Source organism: Mycobacteriales bacterium (assembly GCA_035995165.1).
Classification (GTDB): Bacteria; Actinomycetota; Actinomycetes; order Mycobacteriales; family CADCTP01; genus CADCTP01.
Genome location: DASYKU010000049.1, coordinates 1 through 22,729, shown reverse-complemented (window position 1 = coordinate 22,729; position 22,729 = coordinate 1). Strand labels below are relative to the sequence as shown.

Genomic DNA, 22,729 nt, shown 5'->3' with positions numbered 1-22,729 from the left:
CGCAGGTTCAGCGACTGCAGGATCTGCAGGCCGACCTTGACCTCTTCGACCGGCGGGGCGGACAGCGAGACGCGGATGGTGTCGCCGATCCCCTGCGAGAGCAGCGCCCCGAACGCCGTGGCGGACTTGATGGTGCCCTGGAACGCCGGCCCGGCCTCGGTCACGCCGAGGTGCAGGGGCCATTCGCCGCGCTCGGAGAGCATCTCGTACGCCTGCGCCATGATCACCGGGTCGTTGTGCTTGACCGAGATCTTGAAGTCGTGGAAGTCGTGCTCGGCGAACAGGCTCGCCTCCCACAGCGCCGACTCGACCAGCGCCTCCGGGGTGGCTTTCCCGTACTTCTCCAGCAGCCGCTTGTCCAGCGAACCGGCGTTGACCCCGATGCGGATCGGGACGCGCGCGTCGTTGGCTGCCTTGGCGATCTCACCGACCTTGTCGTCGAACGCCTTGATGTTGCCGGGATTCACCCGCACCGCCGCGCAACCGGCGTCGATCGCGGCGAACACGTACCTCGGCTGGAAGTGGATGTCGGCGATCACCGGGATCTGCGACTTCCTGGCGATCGCCGGCAGCGCCTCGGCGTCGTCCTGGGACGGCACCGCGACCCGGACGATGTCGCAGCCGGCCGCGGTGAGCTCCGCGATCTGCTGCAGTGTCGAGTTGACGTCGGCGGTCAGCGTGGTGGTCATGGACTGCACCGAGACGGGCGCGTCCCCGCCGACCATCACCGACCCGACCTTGATCTGCCGGGACTCGCGCCGCGGCGCGAGCACCGGGGGCGGAAGGGCGGGCATGCCCAGCGAGATGCCGGTCATCGCATTGCGCTCCGTTCGACCATCGCAGGTTCCGCGGCCGGGGCGGGCGCGGACTTCGGTTCGACCGCCGAGGCGGGGGAGGACTTGTGCAGTGCGGTCAGGACCCGCCCCACGATCGCGGACGGGTTGAGCCCGACCGCGGACCGCACGTCGGCCGGTTTCCCGTGGTCGAGGAACTGGCGCGGGATGCCGATCGTGCGGCAGGGCGTGTCGACCTCCGCGTCCTCGAGCGCGGAGCGGACCGCGGTGCCGACGCCGCCGCTGCGGCTGGAGTCCTCGACGGTGACGACCAGCCGGTGCCGGGCGGCGAGCGGGGCCAGCGCCGGGTCGACCGGCAGCACCCAGCGCGGGTCGACCACGGTCACCCCGATCTCCTGCTCGGCCAGCAGCGCGGCCGCGCCCAGGCAGGTGCCGGCCATCGAGCCGACCGCGACCAGCAGCACGTCCGGCTCGCCGTCCGGCCCGGCCGCCCGGTGCAGCACGTCCATCCCGCCGGCGGTGCCGATCGGTTCGACGTCGGCCGGGGCCGCGCCCTTGGGCCAGCGCAGCGCGGTCGGCCCGTCCTCGTACGCGACGGCCTCCCGGAACAGCTCCCGCAGCCGCTGTCCGTCCCGGGGCGCCGCCACCCGCATCTCCGGCACCAGGCCGAGGATCGTCAGGTCCCACATGCCGTTGTGGGAGGCGCCGTCGTCGCCGGTGATCCCGGCCCGGTCGAGCACGAACGTGACCGCCTGCCCGTGCAGCGCGACGTCCATGAGGGTCTGGTCGAAGGCCCGGTTGAGGAACGTCGCGTACACCGCGACGACCGGGTGCAGCCCGCCGAGCGAGAGGCCCGCGGCCGAGGTGACCGCGTGCTGCTCGGCGATGCCCACGTCGAAGACCCGGTCCGGGTACGCCGTGGCGAACGGCGCCAGCCCGGTCGGCTCCAGCATCGAGGCGGTGATCGCGACCACGTCCTCGCGCTGCTCGCCGGCCGCGACCAGCTCGTCGCTGAAGATCGAGGTCCAGGTCCGCCCGGAGCGCGGCCTGCCCGGCGTGGGCTGCGGGGAGACCGCGTGCAGCTTGTCCAGCTCGTGCTTCTCGGCCGCCGCGTAGCCGCGGCCCTTCTCGGTGATGCAGTGCACGATGACCGGGCCGCCGAAGTTCCGGGCCGCGGTGAGCGCCTGCTCGACCGCCTCCACGTCGTGGCCGTCGACCGGGCCGACGTACTTCAGGCCGAGGTCCTCGAACAGCCCCTGCGGGGCGATGAAGTCCTTCAGGCCCTTCTTGGCTCCGTGCATGGCGCCGTAGACCCTGTCCCCGACGACCGGGGCGCTGCGCACGGTGCGCTTGCCCCACTCCAGGAAGCCCTCGTAGCCGCGGCTGGTGCGCAGGGTGGCCAGGTGGTCGGCCAGGCCGCCGGTGGTCGGCGCGTACGACCGGGTGTTGTCGTTGACGACGACCACGACCGGCCGGTCCTTGGCCGCGGCGATGTTGTTCAGCGCCTCCCAGCACATGCCGCCGGTGAGCGCGCCGTCGCCGACCACGGCCACCACCCGGCGGTCCTCACCGGTCAGCTGGTACGCCTTGGCCAACCCGTCGGCCCAGCTCAGCGCCGTGGACGCGTGCGAGCTCTCGTTGATGTCGTGCTCGGACTCGGCCCGCGACGGGTACCCGGACAGCCCGCCGGCCTGCCGCAGCGTCGGGAACTCGGGGGCGCGGCCGGTGACGATCTTGTGTACGTACGCCTGGTGGCCGGTGTCCCAGACGATCCGGTCCGTCGGCGAGTCGAAGGTCCGGTGCAGCGCCAGCGTCAGCTCGACCACGCCCAGGTTCGGCCCGAGGTGCCCGCCGGTCTTCGTGACCTCGGTCACCAGGAAGTCCCGGATCTCGCGGGCGAGTCGATCCAGCTCGGCACGGGACAGCCGGCGCAGGTCCGCGGGCTTCCGGATCGAGTCCAGCAGGCTCATTCGCTCCTCCTCGGCCGGTCGACGCCGGCGCCCTCCCGGCCGCTCGCCGGCTCGAACCGGACGACCGTCTCCGGGCACAGGCCCAGATCGGGACCGGTCATCGTCCCCGCCGTCGCGATCAGCACGTTGTAGTGGTTCGGAAAGTGACACGCGTCGAACCCCAGCACTGTTCCCACGAGTCGGTCCCCCACCCCCACCCGGTCGCCCCGGTCCAGGACGCCTGCGCGGGTGATATCGGCCAAGCCGAGGAAGCCACCCGATCGATCCGGGAGCCCGAACGGGTCTCCCGATGGTCGGTGGTGACGAGTTCGTGCACCTCCCCCGCGCGTACGCACCGGCTCCCGTACGGCTCGAGGGTCATTCCCCGGTCGTCCCGACGGTGCACCAGGACCTTCACCACGACGTCCTCCACCGTACGCTCGGGGCCGTCTTCCGCCTGGCCGGTGGCGGGCCGAACGTCCAGAAGGACTGTGGTGTCCGCCACGGTCGTCACCGGACATCCCCGGCGACGCGCTCCGGTCCGTACGCGACGGTGACGAGGCGGAGCGGGTCGAGCCCCGTCCGGCCAGTCGTAGACGCGTCCCCGCAGCACGTCCGCGAAGTGTGCCAGCACACGGTCCAGACTGCGTCGCGGGTGACGCCGGGTCGTCCGGCGGCGTGCTCTCCACCCCGCCGCCCGGGCGACCCGCTGACCCGGGGGGTGCGCGTCAACGGCGTACCCGAAGATCGTCAAGGGGGCGGCGACGCCTGCGCGCGCGGGCCCGCAAGCGCGGTCATACACTGGCCGCGATACTTCGTGAACGCGTTCACAAATCGCCGGTGGGGTTAGCAATGGTCGCTGAACAGGATGCTGACGTCATCGTCGTCGGCGCCGGCCCAGCCGGCTCGACGGCGGCGTACTACCTCGCGCAGGCGGGGCTGTCCGTCCTGATGCTGGAGAAGACCAGCTTCCCGCGGGAGAAGGTGTGCGGCGACGGGCTGACCCCGCGGGCCGTGCACAGCCTGATCGCGATGGGGATCCCCACCGACGAGAAGGACGGCTGGATCCGCAACCAGGGCCTGCGGGTCCTCGGCGGCGGGCTGCGGTTGCACCTGCCCTGGCCGGAGCTCGCCTCCTGGCCGGACTACGGGCTGGTCCGGCCCCGGCTGGACTTCGACGAGACGCTGGTGCGGCACGCGGAGAAGGCCGGCGCCCGGCTGCGGGAGCAGGTCACGGTGACCGCCCCGGTGCAGGACCGGACCGGCCGGGTGGTCGGCGTCGAGACCCGCACCCAGGACGGCCCGGCCACGTTCCGGGCCCCGCTGGTGCTGGCCGCGGACGGCGTGTCCGGAAGGCTCGCGCTCGCGCTCGGCATCGCCAAGCGGGACGACCGGCCGATGGGCGTCGCGGTCCGGCGCTACTTCACCAGCCCCCGGACGAACGACGACTACCTGGAGTCCTGGCTCGAGCTCTGGCACACCGAGCCGGACGGCAGCCGGATCCTGATGCCCGGGTACGGCTGGATCTTCGGCGTCGGCGACGGCACCTCCAACGTGGGCCTCGGCATCCTCAACTCCTCCGCGGCGTACGGGTCGACCGACTACCGGGGGCTGCTCGCGTCCTGGCTCGGCGGCCTGCCCGAGGAGTGGGGGTACGTCGAGGAGAACGCGACCGGCCCGGTCCGCGGCGGCGGCCTGCCGATGGGCTTCAACCGCACCCCGCACTACTCCCGCGGCCTGCTGCTGGCCGGGGACGCGGCCGGCGCGGTCAACCCGTTCAACGGCGAGGGCATCGCGTACGCGATGGAGACCGGGCGGCTGGCCGCCGAGCACGTGGCCCAGGCCCTGGGCCGCCCGGCCGGGGCGGCCCGGGAGAAGGCGCTGGCGGCGTACCCGCAGGCGCTGAAGGCCGAGTACGGCGGGTACTACCGGCTCGGCGGGATCTTCGTGAAGCTGATCGGCAACCCGCACGTCATGAAGATCGCCACCCAGCACGGGTTGCCGCGGCCGCTGCTGATGAAGTTCGTGCTCAAGCTGATGGCCAACCTCACCGACCCGCGCGGCGGGGACGCCGCCGACCGCGTCATCACCGCGCTGACCAGGCTCGCCCCCGCCGTCTGAACTGTCCGCCGCAGTCCGTAGTCTGCAACCGCCCGTCAAGGAGGGAGGCACCCGGATGCTCTCGCCCTATGTCCCGATCGTGACGCTGTTCGCCCTGGCCGCGCTGTTCGCGGTCGGCTCCGTCACCGCCGCTCCCTTCGTCGGGCCGCGCCGCTACAACCGCGCCAAGGTCGACTTCTACGAGTGCGGCATCGAGCCGACGCCGCAGCCGGCCGGGGGCAGCCGGTTCCCGGTGAAGTTCTACCTGACCGCGATGCTCTTCATCATCTTCGACATCGAGACGATCTTCCTCTACCCCTGGGCCGTGGCCAGCAAGAACCTGGGCATCCTCGGGCTGGTCGAGATAGTCCTGTTCATCGCCACCGTGTTCATCGCGTACGCCTACGTCTGGCGTCGCGGCGGGCTCGACTGGGATTAGAGGTAGCGGCATGGGACTGGAAGAGAAGATCCCCAGCGGGATCCTGCTGACCAGCGTCGAGAAGATCGTCAACTGGAGCCGGAAGTCCTCGCTCTGGCCGGCCACGTTCGGGCTGGCCTGCTGCGCGATCGAGATGATGGCGGCCGGCGGGCCGAAGCACGACCTGGCCCGGTTCGGCATGGAGGTCTTCCGGGCCTCGCCGCGGCAGGCCGACCTCATGATCGTCGCCGGCCGGGTCAGCCAGAAGATGGCCCCGGTGCTGCGCCAGGTCTACGACCAGATGCCGGAGCCGAAGTGGGTGCTGTCGATGGGCGTCTGTGCGTCCTCGGGCGGCATGTTCAACAACTACGCGATCCTGCAGGGCGTCGACCACATCGTGCCGGTGGACATGTATCTGCCCGGCTGCCCGCCGCGGCCGGAGATGCTCATCGACTCGATCCTCAAGCTGCACGACAAGATCCAGCACGAGCCGCTCGGCCCGCGTCGGGCCAAGGCGCTCGCCGGTCAGCGGACCGAGCTGGTCGCGTCCTCGGTGAAGTACGGGAAGTGAGATGACCTTCTACGGAGCTCGCGGAGCAGCCGCATGACAGAGCCAGGTTCCGGTCCCGACAGCGCGGGCTCGCTGCCGGACCAGCGTCGGGCGACCCCGGCCGAGGCGGCCCCCGGGCCGATCGGCCGCGGGTCCTTCGGCGCGCACGGGTCGGGCGACACCTCCGGCTTCGGCGGCCTGGTCCGCCGGACGTGGGCGCCGGCCCCGGCCGAGCGGCCGTACGGGGAGGGTCTCGACGAGGTCGCCGACGCGCTGATCGACGCGTACCCGGCCTTCGACGAGGCCGTGTCCACGGTCGTCGTCGATCGCGGCGAGATGACGCTGTACGTCGAGCGCGACCACCTGCTGGAGCTGTGCCGGACATTGCGCGACGACCCGGCGCTGCGGTTCGAGCTCTGCGTGTCGGTCTCCGGCGTCGACTACCTCGGCACCCCGGACCGGTTGCACTCCGTGGTGCACCTGACCTCGATGACGTACCGGCGCAAGATCCGGCTGGAGACCGCGGTGTCCGTGGAGGACCCGCACCTGCCCTCGATCACCAGCGTCTACCCGACCGCCGACTGGCAGGAGCGGGAGAGCTGGGACATGTTCGGGATCATCTACGACGGCCACCCGGCGCTGACCCGGATCCTCATGCCGGACGACTGGGACGGTCACCCCCAGCGCAAGGACTACCCGCTCGGCGGCGTGCCCGTGCAGTACAAGGGCGCCACCATCCCGCCGCCGGACGAGCGGAGGAGCTACTCGTGAGCAGGAGCGCGGGAACATGCCGCTGACGGACGAGACCCGGCTGGCCGCACGGGAGATCGTGGCCCGCTACCCGCGGTCGCGCTCGGCCCTGCTGCCGATGCTGCACCTCGTGCAGTCCGAGGACGGGTACGTGTCGCCCGAGGGCGTGCGGTTCTGCGCCGAGGAGCTCGGGCTGACCAAGGCCGAGGTCGGCGCGGTCGCGACGTTCTACACGATGTACAAGCGCCGCCCGACCGGCGAGTACCTGGTCTCGGTCTGCACCAACACGCTGTGCGACGTGCTCGGCGGGGAGCAGATCTACGAGGCGCTGTCCGAGCACCTCGGTGTCGGGCACGACCAGACCACCGGCGACGGCCGGATCACGCTGGAGCACGCGGAGTGCCTGGCGGCCTGCGACTACGCGCCGGTCGTCACGGTCAACTACGAGTTCTTCGACCAGCAGTCGAGCGAGTCGGCGACCGAGCTGGTCGAGGAGCTGCAGGCCGGGCGCCGGCCGCTGCCGACCCGGGGCGCGCCGCTGTGCACGTTCAAGGAGATCAGCCGGCAGCTGGCCGGGTTCATGGACGAGCGGCCCGGTGCCGTGGACGCGGGACCGGCCGGGGAGCCGACGCTGATCGGCAACCGGCTGGCGGTGCGGCGGGCCGAGACGGCGCCGGCGTACGACGCCCCGGCGCCGCTGGACAAACCGGTTGAGCCCGCCGCGGCTCCCGCCGCGTCGGCTCCGGCGCCGGCTGCGGCTCCGGCCGGGACCGAAGCGCCGGCCGCGTCGGACGGGACCGCGGCGCCGGCCGCGTCGTCCGGCGCCGAGGCGCCGGCCGCTCCGGCCGAGACCGCCGCGGAGGAATCAGCCGCCGCCGGGACCGCGCAGTACGGCGGGTCTCCGGACACGCCGTCCAGCGGATCGGGCGAGGGCACCGCGACCGCGACCTCCGACCCGGCCGCCGACGCCACCCCGGACAAGGAGGCGGCGACCGCGACGTCGGCCGCCCCCGACGCCCCGACCGCCGGCGGGACCGCCGGCGAGGCGACCACCGGGACCGCGCCGGGTTCGGCCGCGGCCGGGACCGCGCCGGGTTCGCCCGACGCGAGCAGCAACGGCGGCACCGGCAGCGCCGACGCCGCCGGCGAGGACAGCGCGGGCGAACCCGCAGCAGACCGTCCGGCGCCCACGAACCGTGGGCGCAAGACCCGGCGCAAGGAGGGCTGAGCCGTGCCGTTGACCCCGGTGCTGACCAAGCGGTGGCTGTCGCCCCGCTCGTGGACGCTGCGGACGTACGAGGAGCTCGAGGGCTACCAGGGGCTGCGCAAGGCCCTGGGGGAGATGACCCCCGACGAGGTCATCACGGTGGTGAAGGACTCGAGCCTGCGCGGCCGCGGCGGCGCCGGCTTCCCCACCGGCATGAAGTGGCAGTTCATCCCGCAGAACGACGGCAAGCCGCACTACGTCGTGGTCAACGCCGACGAGGGCGAGCCGGGCACCTGCCGGGACGCGCCGCTGATGATGGCCGACCCGCACGCGCTGATCGAGGGCATCGTCATCGCCTCGTACGCGGTGCGCTGCAACACCGCGTTCATCTACCTGCGCGGCGAGCTCGTGCACTGCCTGCGCCGGCTGCAGCACGCGGTCCGCGAGGCGTATGAGGCCGGCTACCTCGGCAAGGACATCCTCGGCTCCGGGTTCGACCTGGACCTGGTCGTGCACAGCGGCGCCGGGGCGTACATCTGCGGCGAGGAGACGGCGCTGCTGGACTCGCTGGAGGGGTACCGCGGCCAGCCCCGGCTGAAGCCGCCGTTCCCGGCCACCGCGGGTCTCTACGCGTCGCCGACCGTGGTGAACAACGTCGGCACGCTGGCCTGTGTCCCGGCGATCGTCATGGGCGGCGCCGACTGGTGGAAGACGATGGGCCCGGAGCGCTCGCCCGGCACCTCGATCTTCTCGCTGTCCGGCCGGGTCACGAACCCGGGACAGTACGAGGCGCCGATGGGCACCACGCTGCGCGAGCTGCTGGAGATGGCCGGCGGCATGCGGGACGGGCACGAGCTGAAGTTCTGGACCCCGGGCGGCTCGTCCACGCCGCTGTTCACGGCCGAGCACCTCGACGTGCCGCTGGACTTCGACTCGGTGGTCAAGGCCGGCTCGATGAACGGCACCAGCGCGGTGCAGATCTTCGACGACTCCGACAGCGTGGTCTACGCGGTCTACAAGTGGACGACGTTCTACGCGCACGAGTCCTGCGGCAAGTGCACGCCCTGCCGCGAGGGGACGTACTGGATGGTGCAGGTGCTGGGCCGGATCCTGAGCGGCGCGGGCACCACCGAGGACCTGGACACCCTGCTGGACACCTGCGACAACATCAACGGCCGCGCGTTCTGCGCGCTCGGCGACGGCGCGACGAGCCCGATCACCAGCTCGCTGATGTACTTCCGCCAGGAGTACGAGGACTACATCGCCGGCCGGATCCCGCCGCGGCTGCGGCAGACCGAGCTCGTGGGAGCGCACTGACATGACGCTGGCGACCGAACGCCCGGCCGAGCCGCCCGCGCTCGACCTGGTCACCGTCACGATCGACGGCTTCGAGATCCGCGTGCCCAAGGGCACGCTGATCATCCGGGCCGCCGAGCAGATCGGCATCCAGATCCCGCGGTTCTGCGACCACCCGCTGCTGGACCCGATCGGGGCCTGCCGGCAGTGCCTGGTCGAGGTGACCGATGCCGGCAACGGCCGCGGGCTGCCCAAGCCGGCCGCGTCCTGCACGACCACGGTCGCCGAGGGCATGGTCATCAAGACGCAGCTCACGTCGCCGGTCGCGGACAAGGCGCAGCAGGGCACGATGGAGCTGCTGCTGATCAACCACCCGCTGGACTGCCCGATCTGCGACAAGGGCGGCGAGTGCCCGCTGCAGAACCAGGCGCTGTCCAACGGGCGGGCCGAGTCCCGCTTCGTCGATGTCAAGCGGACGTACCCGAAGCCGATCGCGATCTCCTCCGAGGTGCTGCTGGACCGGGAGCGGTGCGTGCTCTGCGCCCGCTGCACCCGGTTCTCCGAGCAGGTCGCCGGTGACCCGTTCATCGAGCTGTTCGAGCGGGGCGCGCTGGAGCAGGTCGCGGCGTACGAGGACGAGCCGTTCGAGTCCTACTTCTCCGGCAACACCGTGCAGATCTGCCCGGTGGGTGCGCTGACCAGCGCGGCGTACCGGTTCCGGTCCCGGCCGTTCGACCTGCTCTCGGTGCCGAGCGTCTGCGAGCACTGCGCCTCCGGCTGCGCCCAGCGCACGGACTGGCGGCGCAGCAAGGTGATGCGCCGCCTGGCCGCCGAGGACCCGGCGGTCAACGAGGAGTGGAACTGCGACAAGGGCCGGTTCGCGTTCACGTACGCGACGCAGGCCGACCGGATCCTCACCCCGATGGTGCGGGACGAGAAGACCGGCGAGCTGGTCGAGACGTCCTGGACCGACGCGCTGGAGCGGGCGGCCGAGGGGCTGCGCGAGGCCCGCGACACCGGCGGCGCGGGCGTGCTGCCCGGCGGCCGGCTGACCGTCGAGGATGCGTACGCGTACGCGAAGTTCGCCCGGCTGGCGCTGGGCACGAACGACGTCGACGCCCGGGCCCGGGTGCACTCGGCCGAGGAGCTGGACTTCCTCGCCTCCCGGGTGGCCGGCCTCGGCCCGGAGACGGGCGCGGTGACGTACGGGGAGCTGGAGGCGGCGCCGGCCGTGCTGCTCGTCGGCTTCGAGCCGGAGGAGGAGTCGCCGATCGTCTTCCTGCGGCTGCGCAAGGCCGCCCGCAAGCGTGGCCAGAAGCTGTTCGCGGTCGCGCCCTGGCTGACCAACGGCGTCCGCAAGGCGTTCGGGACGCTGCTGGCGACGGTGCCCGGGGACGAGCCCCGGGTGCTGGCCGCGCTCGGGTCGCTGGAGCGGTCCGGGGACGCGCCGGTGGCGACGCTGCCGGCCGAGGCGCCGCGGGCGACCGTGGCCGGGTCGGTGGCCGCGGGCGTGGCCGGGCCGGTCGCCGACGACGTGGCCCGCGCGGCCGCCGAGGCGATGCGGCTGACCGGCGCGATCGTGCTGGTCGGCGAGCGCGCGGCCGAGATCCCGGGGCTGCTGACCGAGGCCGCCCGGCTGGCGTCGACGACCGGGGCCCGGCTGGCCTGGGTGCCGCGGCGGGCCGGCGAGCGCGGCGCGGTCGAGGTCGGCGCGCTGCCGACGCTGCTGCCCGGCGGCCGGCTGGTCGCCGACGCCGGCGCCCGCGAGGAGGTCGAGCTGGTCTGGGGCGGGCTGCTGCCCACCACCCCGGGCCGCGACACCGCCGGCATCCTGGCCGCGGCCGCCGGCGGCGAGCTGTCCGCGCTGGTCGTCGGGGGCGTCGAGGTCGACGACCTGCCCGACCCCGAGGCCGCCCGGGTGGCGCTCGGCCGGGTCGGCTTCCTGGTCAGCCTGGAGATCCGGCAGTCGGCCGTGACCGACCTGGCCGACGTGGTGCTGCCGGTGGCCCCGGTGGTGGAGAAGCCGGGGACGTACCTGGACTGGGAGGGCCGCGCCCGCCCGTTCGAGGCGACGATCCGCGGCGCCACCGGCCTGCTGCCCGACGGCCGGGTGCTGCACGCGCTGGCCGACGAGATGGACGTGCTGCTGGAGCTGCCCTCGGTGGAGGCGACCCGGGCGGAGCTGGCCCGCGTCGGCACCACCCGCCGGGCCCGCCCCGGTGACCCGGCGGTCCGCCCGGGGCCGACCCCCGCTCGCGGCACCGGCCGGGCCGTGCTCGCCACCTGGCGGCACCTGCTCGACCGCGGCTCGATGCAGGCCGGCGAGCCGCACCTGGCCGGCACGGCCAAGGAGCCGGTGGCGGTGCTGTCGCCGGCGACCGCGGCCGGGATCGGCGTGGGCGACGGGGCGAAGGTCACGGTGCGGACGGCGCGCGGCGCGATCACGCTGCCGGCCCGGTTGACCCCGATGCCCGACGGCGTCGTCTGGCTGCCGGCGAACTCGCCGGGCTCGATGGTGCGCGCGACCCTCGGCGCCGGTGCCGGGTCGGTCGTCGAGATCAGCGGAGGTGCCGGATGAACCTGGCCGTAGCGTCATCAGGCTCGCCTGCGCTCGCGACCGACCCCACGCTGGCGGACTTCGGCACCGACCCGTTCTGGCTGGTGCTGATCAAGGTCGTCGCGGTCTTCGTCTTCCTGGTCGTCATGACGCTGTTCGCGATCGTCTTCGAGCGCAAGATCGTGGCGTACATGCAGGCGCGGGTCGGGCCCAACCGGGTCGGGCCGCGCGGCTACCTGCAGTCGCTGGCCGATGGGCTCAAGCTGGCGCTGAAGGAGGAGATCATCCCGGCGCTGGCCGACAAGCCGGTCTACTTCCTGGCCCCGATCCTCTCGGCGGTGCCGGCGTTCCTGGCCTTCAGCGTCATCCCGTTCGGGCCGATGGTCTCGATCTTCGGGCACCAGACCCCGCTGCAGCTGACCGACCTCCCGGTCGGCGTGCTGATCGTCTTCGCCTGCAGCTCCCTGGGTGTGTACGGGATCGTGCTCTCGGGCTGGTCCTCCGGCTCGACGTACCCGCTGCTGGGCAGCCTCCGCTCGGCCGCCCAGATGATCTCGTACGAGATCGCGATGGGGCTCTCGCTGGTCGCCGTCTTCCTCTACGCCAACACGATGTCCACCTCGGGCATCGTCTCCGCGCAGGAGAAGACCTGGTACGGCCTGCTGCTGTTCCCGTCGTTCGTGATCTACGCGGTCGCGGTCGTGGGCGAGACCAACCGGGCCCCGTTCGACCTGCCCGAGGCCGAGTCCGAGCTGGTCGGCGGCTTCCACACCGAGTACTCGTCGCTGAAGTTCGCGCTGTTCTTCCTGGCCGAGTACATCAACATGGTCACCGTCTCGGCGCTGGCGACCACGTTGTTCCTGGGCGGCTGGCGGGCACCGTTCCCGATCTCGACGGTCTGGGCCGGGGCCAACTCCGGCTGGTGGCCGCTGATCTGGTTCACCGCCAAGCTGGTGCTCGGGATCTTCATGTTCGTCTGGCTGCGCGGCACCCTGCCCCGGCTCCGGTACGACCAGTTCATGCAGTTCGGCTGGAAGGTGCTGGTGCCGATCGGCCTGGTCTGGATCCTGTTCATCGGTGCGTTCAGCGTGCTGCGCAGCGAGGGTCACGACACCGGCCAGCTGCTGCTGTACGGGGTGCTCCCGCTGGCGGTCCTGGTCATCCTGGTCACGTACCTGCTGCCGGAGGGGCGGCAGGTCGAGGACGACGAGGAGGACGAGGAACCGGCCCGGCCGTCCCGGCGCGGGGCCCCGTCCCGCGCGTTCCCGGTGCCGCCGATGGACCTGGTCGTGCCGCCCTCGCCGCGGCTGCGGGTCCGGGAGCCGGTCAGCACCGTGCCCGCGCCCGACGCCGACGTGATCGACTCCGACGACCCGCCTGCAGGGGAGACCCGCTGATGTTCGACGCGGTCAAGGGCTTCGGCCTGACCTTCTCCCAGATGTTCAAGAAGAAGGTCACGCAGCAGTACCCGTTCGACGTGCGTGCGACCGCGCCCCGCTACCACGGTCGGCACGTGCTCAACCGGCACCCGGACGGGCTGGAGAAGTGCGTCGGCTGCGAGCTGTGCGCGTGGGCCTGCCCGGCCGACGCGATCTACGTCGAGGGCGGCGACAACACCGAGGAGGCCCGGTTCTCCCCCGGTGAGCGGTACGGCGCCGTCTACCAGATCAACTACCTGCGCTGCATCTTCTGCGGCCTGTGCATCGAGGCCTGCCCGACCCGCTCGCTGACCATGTCCAACGAGTACGAGCTGGCCGATGACGACCGGCAGCGGCTGATCTACACCAAGGACCAGCTGATGGCCCCGCTGCTGCCGGGCATGGAGGCGCCGCCGCACCCGATGCGGCTGGGCGACAGCGAGCTGGCCTACTACGTCGACGTACCGGACCGGGCCGCCCGCACTGCCGCGGACGCCACCCCGGACGGGCCGTCGCCGTCGGTGCCGACCGCGGAGACCGCGCAGGCCGGCGCGGCGCTGAACACCGACGGCGACCACTTCCTGGCCGGCTCCGACCTCGAGGGTGGTGCCCGGTGACGACCACGCTGGCCGCGGTGGAGATCTCCAACGGCGAGGCCGTGCTGTTCTGGATCCTCGGGCCGATCGCGCTGGCCGGGGCGTTCGGCACGGTGCTGGCCCGCAACGCCATCCACTCGGCGCTGTTCCTGGTCATGACGATGGGCAGCCTGGGCGCGTTCTACTTCATCCAGGAGGCGCCGTTCCTGGGCGCGGTGCAGATCATCGTCTACACCGGCGCGATCATGATCCTGTTCCTGTTCGTGCTCATGCTGGTCGGACGGGACTCCAGCGACTCGATCGTGGAGACGCTGCGCGGGCAGCGCTGGGCCGCGACGATCTTCGGCATCGGGCTCGCCCTGCTGGTCGCGGGCGGGCTCTACCGGGCGCTGAAGGACACCCCGCTGGCCGGCCTGGCCGCGGCCAACGCGCCCGGCAACGTCACCGCGGTCGCGCAGCTGCTGTTCACCAAGTACCTGTTCGCGTTCGAGCTCACCTCGGCGCTGCTCATCACCGCCGCCGTCGGCGCGATGGTGCTGACGCACGTCGAACGGGAGCCCGGCGAGCGCCGCGGTCAGAAGGCGCAGTCGCGGGAGCGGATCCGCTCCGGCCGGCCGCAGCCGCTGCCCGGCCCGGGGGTGTTCGCCACCCACGACTCGGTCGCCACCCCGGCCCTGCTGCCGGACGGCACGGCGGCGCCGGAGAGCGTCACCACGCTGGTCGACCAGCCGACCCCGGCCTCCGAGCTCGGTGAGGCCGGTCGGCGCGCGGTGCTGGAGCCGGTCCGGACCGAGAGGGGCGAGCGATGAACCCCAGCTACTACCTGGTGCTCTCCGCGGCGCTGTTCACCATCGGCGCGGTCGGGGTGCTGGTCCGGCGCAACGCGATCGTCGTGTTCATGTGCGTCGAGCTGATGCTCAACGCGGTGAACCTGACCCTCGTCACGTTCTCCCGGATCAACGGCACGCTCGACGGGCAGGTGATCGCCTTCTTCGTGATGGTGGTGGCCGCCGCCGAGGTCGTGGTCGGGCTTGCGATCATCATGTCGATCTTCCGTACGCGTCGGTCGGCCTCGGTCGACGACGCCAACCTGCTGAAGTACTAGGGGCTGGTCCGTGTCTCTCGCGAGTGAGGCGCCGCAGCTGGTGAACGCCAGCGGCGGCCTGCAGTCCGGCGCCTGGCTGCTCGTCGTGCTGCCGGTGCTGTCGGCGGCCGTGCTGCTGCTCGGCGGCAAGCGCACCGACAAGTGGGGCCACCTGCTCGGCACCCTGGTGCCGATCGTGCTGTTCGTGTACGGCCTGCTGCTGTTCTTCGACGTCCGCGGGCTGGACACGGCCGAGCGCAGCCGGAACCTGCACCTGTGGACGTGGATGCCGGTCGGTTCGCTCAACGTCGACATCGGGATGCTCATCGACCCGCTGTCGCTGACGTTCGTGCTGCTGATCACCGGGGTGGGCTCGCTGATCCACATCTACGCGATCGGCTACATGGAGCACGACCCCGGCCGGCGGCGGTTCTTCGCGTACCTGAACCTGTTCGTGGCCGCGATGCTGCTGCTGGTGCTGGGCAACAACTTCGTCGTCCTGTACTTCGGGTGGGAGGGCGTCGGCCTCGCCTCGTACCTGCTGATCGCCTGGTACAGCGACCGGCCGGCGGCGGCGACCGCGGCCAAGAAGGCGTTCATCATGAACCGGGTCGGCGACGCCGGCCTGGTCGTCGCGATCTTCCTGATGTTCAAGACGTTCGGCACGGTGTCGTTCACCGGCGTCTTCGGGTCGATCGGGGGCGCCTCGACCGGGATCGCGACCGCGCTGGCGCTGCTGCTCCTGCTCGGTGCCTGCGGCAAGTCCGGCCAGGTCCCGCTGCAGGCCTGGCTGCCGGACGCGATGGAGGGCCCGACCCCGGTCTCCGCCCTCATCCACGCGGCGACCATGGTTACCGCGGGCGTCTACCTGATCGCCCGCGCGCACCCGATCTTCGACGTGACCGAGTCCGGGCGGACCGTCGTCGCCATCATCGGCGCGGTCACGCTGCTGTTCGGCTGCGTGGTCGGCTGCGCGTACGACGACATCAAGAAGGTGCTGGCGTACTCGACGGTCAGCCAGATCGGCTACATGTTCCTGGCCGTCGGCCTCGGCCCGGGGGTGTACGCGATCGGCATCCTGCACCTGCTCGCGCACGGCTTCTTCAAGGCCGGCCTGTTCCTCGGCGCCGGCTCGGTCATGCACGGCATGAACGACCAGGTCGACATGCGCCGCTTCGGCGGGCTCTGGCGGGTCATGCCGATCACGTTCTGGACGATGCTCGCGGGCTACCTCGCGATCATCGGCATGTTCCCGTTCTCCGGGTTCTTCACCAAGGACAAGATCATCGAGTCCGCGTTCGACAAGGGCGGGACGTCCGGCTGGATCCTCGGGATCTGCGCGCTGCTCGGCGCCGCGATCACCGCGTTCTACATGACCCGGCTGATGGTGATGACGTTCTTCGGCAAGCGCCGCTGGACCGACGACGTGCACCCGCACGAGTCGCCGCCGACCATGACCGGGCCGATGCTGATCCTGGCGGTCGGCTCGATCGCCGGCGGTGGCCTGCTCGTCGCCGGCGGCGCCCTGCAGAACTGGCTGACCCCCTCGCTCGGCGCGGCCGAGGAGGTCGGGGTGCACACGATCAACCCGACCGTGCTCACCGTGCTCACGCTGGTCGTGGTGATCGCCGCGGCGGCCGGTGGCTGGTTCGCCTTCGGCGCCCGGCCGGTCGCGTCGATCCGGCCGCTGACCGTCAGCCCGCTCACCCTCGCCGCCCGCCGCGACCTCTACGGCAACGCGTTCAACGAGGCCGTGCTCATGCGGCCCGGCATGTGGCTGGACCGGTTCCTCGTCTGGTTCGACAACCGCGGCGTGGACGGGGCCGTCAACGGCGTCGCCGCCGCGTTCGGAGGCGGGTCCGGACGGCTGCGGCGTGTGCAGACCGGCTTCGTCCGCTCGTACGCCCTGTCGATGCTCGGCGGGACCGTCATCGTCGTCGCGTCCCTGCTGGCAGTGAGGTTCGTCTGATGCTGTTGATCCTCGGCCTGGTGCCGCTGGTCGGCTCGCTGGTGGTCTTCGCGCTGCCGCGGGGACGCGACCTGCTGGCCAAGCAGGTGGCGCTGCTGTTCTCGCTGGCGACGCTGGCGATCACGATCGGGCTCTGTGTCGCCTTCGACGACAACTCGTCCGACCGCTTCCAGTACGTGACGTCGTACGAGTGGATCCGGTCGTTCGGGGTGCACTTCTCGCTCGGCGCGGACGGGATCGCGCTGGTGCTCATCGCGCTGGTGGCGGTGCTGGTGCCGGCGGTGGTGATCGCGTCCTGGAGCGAGCGGGACCGGGCGGTCGACGCGGAGGCGCCGGCCACCGCGGCCGCGGCGGTACGGGCGGGCGGCACGAACGCCGTGGCCACCCGCGCCGCCGGCAGGTCGGCCACGACCGGCGCGACCCCGGCAACGGCCGTGCTGGACCGGCCGGCTCCGGGCGGCGACCTGGACCGGCCCCGCGACGACGACGACGAGGACATCCTGGTCGCGTCGGACACGGTGCTGGTGACCGACGAGGACACGACGCCGCGGGCGCCGGGCACCCGGCGCGGCCAGCCGAAGACGTTCTTCGCGCTGCTGCTGCTGCTCGAGGTGATGATGATCGGGGTCTTCGCGGCCACCGACGTCTTCCTGTTCTACGTGTTCTTCGAGGCCATGCTCATCCCGATGTACTTCCTGATCGGGTCCTTCGGCGGTCCGCGCCGGCAGTACGCGGCGGTGAAGTTCTTCCTCTACTCGCTGCTCGGCGGGCTGATCATGCTGGCCGCGGTGATCGGGCTCTACTTCGCGACCAGCACCCGGACGTTCGACTTCGCCACGCTGGTCGGCGGGAGCATCGACCCCGGCCTGCAGAAGTGGCTGTTCCTCGGCTTCTTCGTGGCGTTCGCGATCAAGGCGCCGCTGGTGCCGTTCCACACCTGGCTGCCGGACGCCGGCGCCGAGGCCCCGGTCGGCGGCGCCGCGCTGCTGGTCGGCGTGCTGGACAAGGTCGGCACGTTCGGCTTCATCCGCTACTGCCTGCCGCTGTTCCCGGACGCGTCCCGGTTCTTCGCGCCGCTGGTGCTGGTCCTGTCCGCCATCGGCATCCTGTACGCGGCGCTGCTGGCGATGGGGCAGAAGGACATGAAGCGGCTGGTGGCGTACACCTCGGTCGCACACTTCGGCTTCATCGGGCTGGGCATCTTCGCGTTCACCACGCAGAGCCTGTCCGGGGCGACCTTCTACATGGTCAACCACGGCCTCTCCACCGGCGCGCTGTTCCTGGTGATCGGCATGGTGATCGCCCGCGGCGGCAGCCGGATGCTGGCCGACTACGGCGGGATCCAGAAGGTGGCGCCGATCCTCGGCGGCGTCTTCCTCGTCACCGGGCTCTCGTCGCTGGCGCTGCCGGGGATGTCGACGTTCGTCAGTGAGTTCCTGGTGCTGCTGGGGACGTACGCGCGGCACCCGGTCTACGCGATCATCGGGACCGCGGGCATCATCCTGGCCGCGCTCTACATCCTGCTGGTCATCCAGCGGGTCGTGCAGGGACCGGTGCGCGGCCTCGCCGCGGGCGGGATGCGCGACATGGTCGGCCGGGAGGTCCTGGCGGTGGCGCCGCTGCTGGCGCTGATCCTCTTCCTCGGCGTCTACCCGAAGCCGGTGCTCGACATGATCAACCCGGCCGTGACCCGCACCATGCAGGACGCTGGTTACACCGATCCGGCTCCGGACGTCCCGGCCGGCGCACAGAGCGGAGGCGGCCGGTGAACCCGGCGGTGCTGTTGGCGGCGGACTCGATCCAGACGCCGTCCATCTCGTACTCCGGGCTGCTGCCCGTGCTGATCGTGCTCGGCGCCGCCTGCGTGGGCGTGCTGGTCGAGGCGTTCATCCCGGAGGAGAGCCGGTGGGCGGCGCAGACGACGGTCGCGCTGGTCGGGATCGTGGCCGCGCTCGTCGCGGTCGTCGTCGTGGCCGGCACCAACGAGCTGACCGCGGACGGCGCGATCGCCATCGACGGGCCGGGGCTGTTCCTGCAGGGCACGCTGCTGGTGCTCGGGCTGATGTCCATGCTGCTGATGGCCGAACGGTCGGTGGACGTGGGCGGCGGCGCCTTCGTGGCCCAGGCCGCCGTGGTCGCCGGCAGTCCGCGCGACCGGCGGATGCTGACCTCCGCCCGGATCCAGACCGAGTTCTTCCCGCTGGCGACCTTCGCGCTGTCCGGGATGATGGTCTTCGTCGCGGCGAACAACCTGCTGGTCATGTTCGTCGCGCTCGAGGTCCTCTCATTCCCGCTCTACCTGCTCTGCGGGCTGGCCCGCCGGCGCCGGCTGCTGTCCCAGGAAGCCGCGGTCAAGTACTTCCTGCTCGGCGCCTTCGCCAGCGCCTTCTTCCTGTACGGCCTGGCCCTGCTCTACGGCTACGCCGGCTCGGTCGACCTGCCGCAGATCCTGCGGGCGACGTCGGCCTCGGAGAACAGCGACATCCTGCTGTTCCTGGGGCTCTCGCTGCTGCTCATCGGGCTGCTGTTCAAGGCCGGCGCGGTGCCGTTCCACGCCTGGACGCCGGACGTCTACCAGGGTGCGCCGACGCCGGTCACCGCGTTCATGGCGTCCTGCACGAAGGTCGCCGCGTTCGGGGCGATCCTGCGGGTGCTCTACATCGCCTTCACCACCACCCGATGGGACTGGCGGCCGATCATCTGGGGCATCGCGATCATCACGATGGTGGTCGGCGCGGTGCTCGGCCTGACCCAGACCGACGTGAAGCGGATGCTGGCGTACTCGTCGATCGCGCACGCGGGCTTCCTGCTCGTCGGCCTGATCTCGCTGGACCAGCAGGGCCTGGCCGGCACGATGTTCTACCTGCTGACCTACGGCTTCACCACGATCGGCGCGTTCGCCGTGGTGACCCTGGTCCGGGACGCCGACGGCGAGGCCAGTCATCTCTCGCAGTGGTCCGGCCTGGCCAAACGCTCGCCATTACTGGCCGCCGTCTTCACCCTGTTCTTACTGGCGCTGGCCGGGATCCCCCTGACCAGCGGCTTCACCGGCAAGTTCGTGATCTTCCGGGCGGCGTACCCGGTCGGTGCGCCGCTGGTGGTGATCGCGCTCGTCGCCTCGGCGGTGGCCGCGTTCTTCTACCTGCGCATCGTCGTGCTCATGTACTTCTCCGAGCCGGCCGAGGAGGGCCCGACCATCGCCCTCCCGTCGCCACTGACGATGGGCGCCCTCACCATCGCCGCCGCCGCCACGGTCATCCTCGGCATCGTCCCGCAGCCGCTGCTCGACCTGGCCGACAAGGCCAGCCTGTTCGCCGGGAACTGACCCCGCGCCCGACCTGACGAGGCCCCGCAGCCGGTCGGCTGCGGGGCCTCGGTCGTGCCGCGCTAGTTGTCGCCGCCGCCGCCGCCGCCGCCGCTGCCGCCTCCGCCGCGACCCCGGCCGCCGCCGTTGTCGTCCCCGCCTCCGCCGCCGCCACCGGTGGCCGTCGCGGCGTGCTCGTCGACGCTGGAGGTGACCGTGTTGCCGGTGCAGCCGACCTTGAGCTCCGTACGGTGGCCGGCGGCCGACACGAGCTGGACCTCCCGGCCGCTGTCGTCGACCTGGGCGGTGAAGCCGCTCGCCGGGTGGATGTTCAGGACGTCCGGCTTCGCGTTGACGCAGCGCACGATGATCTGGCCGCCCTGCCCGGCCACGGTGACCATGGTCCCGGCCGTCGGCTTCGGGGTGGGCCGGGGGGTCGCCGGGGCGGTGGTCACGACGGCCTCGTCCGGCGTCGGCAGCGTGCTGTTCACCGGGGCCTGCGGCACGACCGACGTCCGGACGACCGAGATCGCGGACCAGGAGATCCCGACGGTGAGCACCGCCGCGACCAGCCAGCCGCTGACCGCGATCAGTCCTATCTTCATGCGTTCCATCCTGGACTTTCGCGTCGCGGCGCGCGCTAAATCGCCCCTAAGGGCGGGTTCAATCGAGGGTGCAGACCGTAGGGTCTGCGGCGTGCCGGTGCTGGTCTTGATCGAGGACGACGCGGCGATCCGGGTCGCGCTGCAGCGGGCCCTGTCCCGCCAGGGACACGCCGTCTACGCGGCCGGGACCGCGATGGCGGGGCTGGAGCTGGTGGTCGAACGACAACCCGACGTGGTCGTGCTCGACCTCGGGCTGCCGGACGTGGACGGCACCCAGGTGCTCGGGATGATCCGCGGGATCAGCGCCGTGCCGGTGATCGTGGCGACCGCCCGTGACGACGAGAACGAGATGGTCCGGGTCCTCGACCTGGGCGCCGACGACTACGTGGTGAAGCCGTTCTCGGCCGAGCAGCTGGAGGCGCGGCTGCGGGCGGTGCTGCGGCGCGGCCGGGCGTCCGGCGAGCCGGACCCGACCCTGGTCGTCGGCGGGCTGTCGATCGACCGCGACACCCGCGTCGCGTCGCTGGACGGGGCGCCGCTGGACCTGACCCGGATGGAGTTCGACCTGCTGGCATATCTGGCCGAGCGGGCCGGGCGGGTGGTGAGCAAGCGGCAGCTGATGGCCGAGGTCTGGCAGCAGCCGTACGGGGGCGCGGACAAGACCGTCGACGTCCACCTGTCCTGGCTGCGGCGCAAGCTCGGGGAGACCGCGGCCGAGCCGCGCTACCTGCAGACCGTGCGCGGGGTCGGGGTCAAGGTGGTCGACCCGGGTACGGCGGCGCCGTGACCCGCCGGATCGTCCTGCTCGCGCTCGCGGTCACCTCGCTGGTCGTCATCGCGTTCCTGGTGCCGCTGCTGTTCCTGGTCCGGGACGTCGCCGCCAGCCGGGAGACGATCCAGGGGACCGTCGAGGCCCAGTCGGCCGCCGCGTTCGTCAATGTGAGCGACGACGCGCTGGCCAGCTTCGTCACCGGGCAGAACACCGGCGAGCACCAGACCACCGTGTACTTCGAGAACGGCAAGATCATCGGCGCCCAGATCCCGCGGGACGCCGCGGTCGCCCAGGTGATCGCGAACCGGACCGCGGCGACCGTGGCGGTGCCCGGCGGCCGGGCCGTGCTGGTGCCGGTGCTGGTCCCGGTGCCGGGGACGGCCACGGGCAAGGCCAGCGCGGTGGTGCGGACGTTCGTACCGGACGCGGCCCTGCAGCGCGGGGTCGGCCGGGCCTCGCTCGCGCTGGTCGTCCTCGGGATCGTGCTGCTCGCCGCGGCCGGCCTGGTCGCGGGGGTCATCAGCCGCGGGCTGGTCCGGCCGCTGCTGTCGGTCGCCGGCGCCGCCGACACGCTGCGGGCCGGGGACCTCTCGGCCCGCGCCACCCCGGCCGAGCCGGCCGAGGTCCGGCGGATCGCCGAGGCGCTCAACGGCCTGGCCGACCGGATAGCCGAGCTGCTGCAGGCCGAGCGGGAGGCGGCGGCCGACCTGTCGCACCGGCTCCGGACGCCGGTGACCGCGCTGCGGCTGGACGCCGAGGGCCTGCGGGACCCGGAGGAGGCCGAGCGGATGCTCGCCTCGGTCGCCGGGGTGGAGCGGATGGTCAGCCACGTCATCGCCCAGGCCCGCCGGCCGACCCGGGAGGCCGGCGTGGTCAGCGCCGACGCCACCGCCGTGGTGCGGGAGCGGGTGGACTTCTGGTCCGTGCTGGCCGAGGAGCAGGAGCGGCCGGTTCGGGAGGACCTCCCGGACGGCCCGGTGCCGGTCCCGGTGGCCGCGGACGAGCTGGCCGCCGCGGTCGACGCCCTGCTCGGCAACGTCTTCGCGCACACGCCGGTCGGTTCCGGCTTCGCCGTGGCCGTACGGCCCGGGCCGGTGCCGGCGATCGTCGTCGAGGACGCCGGCCCCGGGATCGGGGACCCGGGGCTGCTCGTACGGGGAAAGTCCGGCGGATCCTCGACGGGGCTGGGGCTGGACATCGTCCGCCGGACAGCGGAGGAGGCGGGGGGCCGGCTCGACCTGTCCGCGGCGTACCCGTCCGGGCTGCGCGCGGTGGTCTGGCTCGGCCCTCCGCCTCCGTGAGCTGTTCTGCGGTCCCCCCACCCGTCCGGGCGTGGCCCGGCTCAGTCGTCGGAGCCGTG

General features: G+C 72.2%; 19 protein-coding genes and 1 pseudogene. 16 read left to right on the top strand and 4 right to left on the bottom strand.

Annotated features, from left to right (window positions below):
* The 3 genes from ispG to VGP36_08370 form a co-directional block, all read right to left on the bottom strand.
* The coding region (gene ispG, locus VGP36_08380; protein ID HEV7654739.1) for a flavodoxin-dependent (E)-4-hydroxy-3-methylbut-2-enyl-diphosphate synthase at positions 1-815 on the bottom strand (815 nt) is incomplete at its 3' end.
* Positions 812-2,764, bottom strand: coding sequence for a 1-deoxy-D-xylulose-5-phosphate synthase (gene dxs, locus VGP36_08375; GenBank protein ID HEV7654738.1), 1,953 nt, complete (start codon positions 2,762-2,764; stop codon positions 812-814). The genes dxs and ispG, both read right to left, overlap by 4 nt.
* The gene (locus VGP36_08370; GenBank protein ID HEV7654737.1) at positions 2,761-2,931 is read right to left on the bottom strand and encodes a hypothetical protein; all 171 of its coding nucleotides are present in this window, start codon (positions 2,929-2,931) and stop codon (positions 2,761-2,763) included. Before VGP36_08370 ends, dxs begins: the two co-directional genes overlap by 4 nt.
* Positions 2,932-3,595: 664 nt before the next feature.
* On the opposite strand from VGP36_08370, the gene VGP36_08365 reads away from it, so the two are divergent.
* The 14 genes and pseudogenes from VGP36_08365 (at position 3,596) to nuoN (ending at position 20,013) form a co-directional block, all read left to right on the top strand.
* A complete protein-coding gene (locus VGP36_08365; GenBank protein HEV7654736.1) occupies positions 3,596-4,864 on the top strand; it encodes a geranylgeranyl reductase family protein in 1,269 nt (422 codons plus the stop codon).
* 55 nt (positions 4,865-4,919) lie between these two features.
* Entirely contained in the window at positions 4,920-5,282 is a 363-nt protein-coding gene (locus VGP36_08360) for an NADH-quinone oxidoreductase subunit A (GenBank protein HEV7654735.1), read from the top strand.
* Between the two features lie 10 nt (positions 5,283-5,292).
* Positions 5,293-5,832, top strand: coding sequence for an NADH-quinone oxidoreductase subunit B family protein (locus VGP36_08355; GenBank protein HEV7654734.1), 540 nt, complete (start codon positions 5,293-5,295; stop codon positions 5,830-5,832).
* 33 nt (positions 5,833-5,865) lie between these two features.
* Positions 5,866-6,582 carry an NADH-quinone oxidoreductase subunit C gene (locus VGP36_08350; GenBank protein ID HEV7654733.1) on the top strand — a complete coding sequence of 239 codons (717 nt, stop codon included), beginning with the start codon at positions 5,866-5,868 and terminating at the stop codon, positions 6,580-6,582.
* Between the two features lie 34 nt (positions 6,583-6,616).
* Positions 6,617-7,789: pseudogene (gene nuoE, locus VGP36_08345) on the top strand (NADH-quinone oxidoreductase subunit NuoE).
* A 3-nt stretch (positions 7,790-7,792) separates the two neighbouring features.
* Positions 7,793-9,085: an NADH-quinone oxidoreductase subunit NuoF gene (gene nuoF / locus VGP36_08340; GenBank protein HEV7654732.1), complete on the top strand. Its 1,293-nt coding sequence runs from the start codon at positions 7,793-7,795 to the stop codon at positions 9,083-9,085.
* Between the two features lies 1 nt (position 9,086).
* Positions 9,087-11,642: an NADH-quinone oxidoreductase subunit G gene (locus VGP36_08335; GenBank protein ID HEV7654731.1), complete on the top strand. Its 2,556-nt coding sequence runs from the start codon at positions 9,087-9,089 to the stop codon at positions 11,640-11,642.
* The gene (gene nuoH, locus VGP36_08330; GenBank protein ID HEV7654730.1) at positions 11,639-13,018 is read left to right on the top strand and encodes an NADH-quinone oxidoreductase subunit NuoH; all 1,380 of its coding nucleotides are present in this window, start codon (positions 11,639-11,641) and stop codon (positions 13,016-13,018) included. Before VGP36_08335 ends, nuoH begins: the two co-directional genes overlap by 4 nt.
* A complete protein-coding gene (gene nuoI, locus VGP36_08325) occupies positions 13,018-13,656 on the top strand; it encodes an NADH-quinone oxidoreductase subunit NuoI (protein HEV7654729.1) in 639 nt (212 codons plus the stop codon). The genes nuoH and nuoI overlap by 1 nt, the downstream gene beginning before the upstream one ends.
* The gene (locus tag VGP36_08320; GenBank protein ID HEV7654728.1) at positions 13,653-14,444 is read left to right on the top strand and encodes an NADH-quinone oxidoreductase subunit J; all 792 of its coding nucleotides are present in this window, start codon (positions 13,653-13,655) and stop codon (positions 14,442-14,444) included. The genes nuoI and VGP36_08320 overlap by 4 nt, the downstream gene beginning before the upstream one ends.
* Entirely contained in the window at positions 14,441-14,740 is a 300-nt protein-coding gene (gene nuoK / locus VGP36_08315) for an NADH-quinone oxidoreductase subunit NuoK (GenBank protein ID HEV7654727.1), read from the top strand. Before VGP36_08320 ends, nuoK begins: the two co-directional genes overlap by 4 nt.
* A gap of 40 nt (positions 14,741-14,780) precedes the next feature.
* Positions 14,781-16,688, top strand: a complete 1,908-nt coding sequence (gene nuoL, locus VGP36_08310; GenBank protein HEV7654726.1) for an NADH-quinone oxidoreductase subunit L — start codon at positions 14,781-14,783, stop codon at positions 16,686-16,688.
* Positions 16,688-18,457 (top strand): NADH-quinone oxidoreductase subunit M, encoded by a 1,770-nt coding sequence (locus VGP36_08305; GenBank protein HEV7654725.1) that lies wholly within the window; start codon positions 16,688-16,690, stop codon positions 18,455-18,457. The genes nuoL and VGP36_08305 overlap by 1 nt, the downstream gene beginning before the upstream one ends.
* An 8-nt stretch (positions 18,458-18,465) precedes the next feature.
* Positions 18,466-20,013 (top strand): NADH-quinone oxidoreductase subunit NuoN, encoded by a 1,548-nt coding sequence (gene nuoN / locus VGP36_08300; protein HEV7654724.1) that lies wholly within the window; start codon positions 18,466-18,468, stop codon positions 20,011-20,013.
* A 62-nt stretch (positions 20,014-20,075) separates the two neighbouring features.
* Here nuoN and VGP36_08295 read toward each other — a convergent pair whose 3' ends face one another.
* Complete coding sequence (locus VGP36_08295) at positions 20,076-20,597, bottom strand: hypothetical protein (protein HEV7654723.1); 522 nt, start codon at positions 20,595-20,597, stop codon at positions 20,076-20,078.
* Between the two features lie 91 nt (positions 20,598-20,688).
* On the opposite strand from VGP36_08295, the gene VGP36_08290 reads away from it, so the two are divergent.
* Together VGP36_08290 and VGP36_08285 are read left to right on the top strand one after the other, a co-directional pair.
* Positions 20,689-21,384 carry a response regulator transcription factor gene (locus VGP36_08290; protein ID HEV7654722.1) on the top strand — a complete coding sequence of 232 codons (696 nt, stop codon included), beginning with the start codon at positions 20,689-20,691 and terminating at the stop codon, positions 21,382-21,384.
* Positions 21,381-22,670, top strand: coding sequence for a HAMP domain-containing sensor histidine kinase (locus tag VGP36_08285; GenBank protein HEV7654721.1), 1,290 nt, complete (start codon positions 21,381-21,383; stop codon positions 22,668-22,670). The genes VGP36_08290 and VGP36_08285 overlap by 4 nt, the downstream gene beginning before the upstream one ends.
* Positions 22,671-22,729 lie beyond the last annotated feature (59 nt).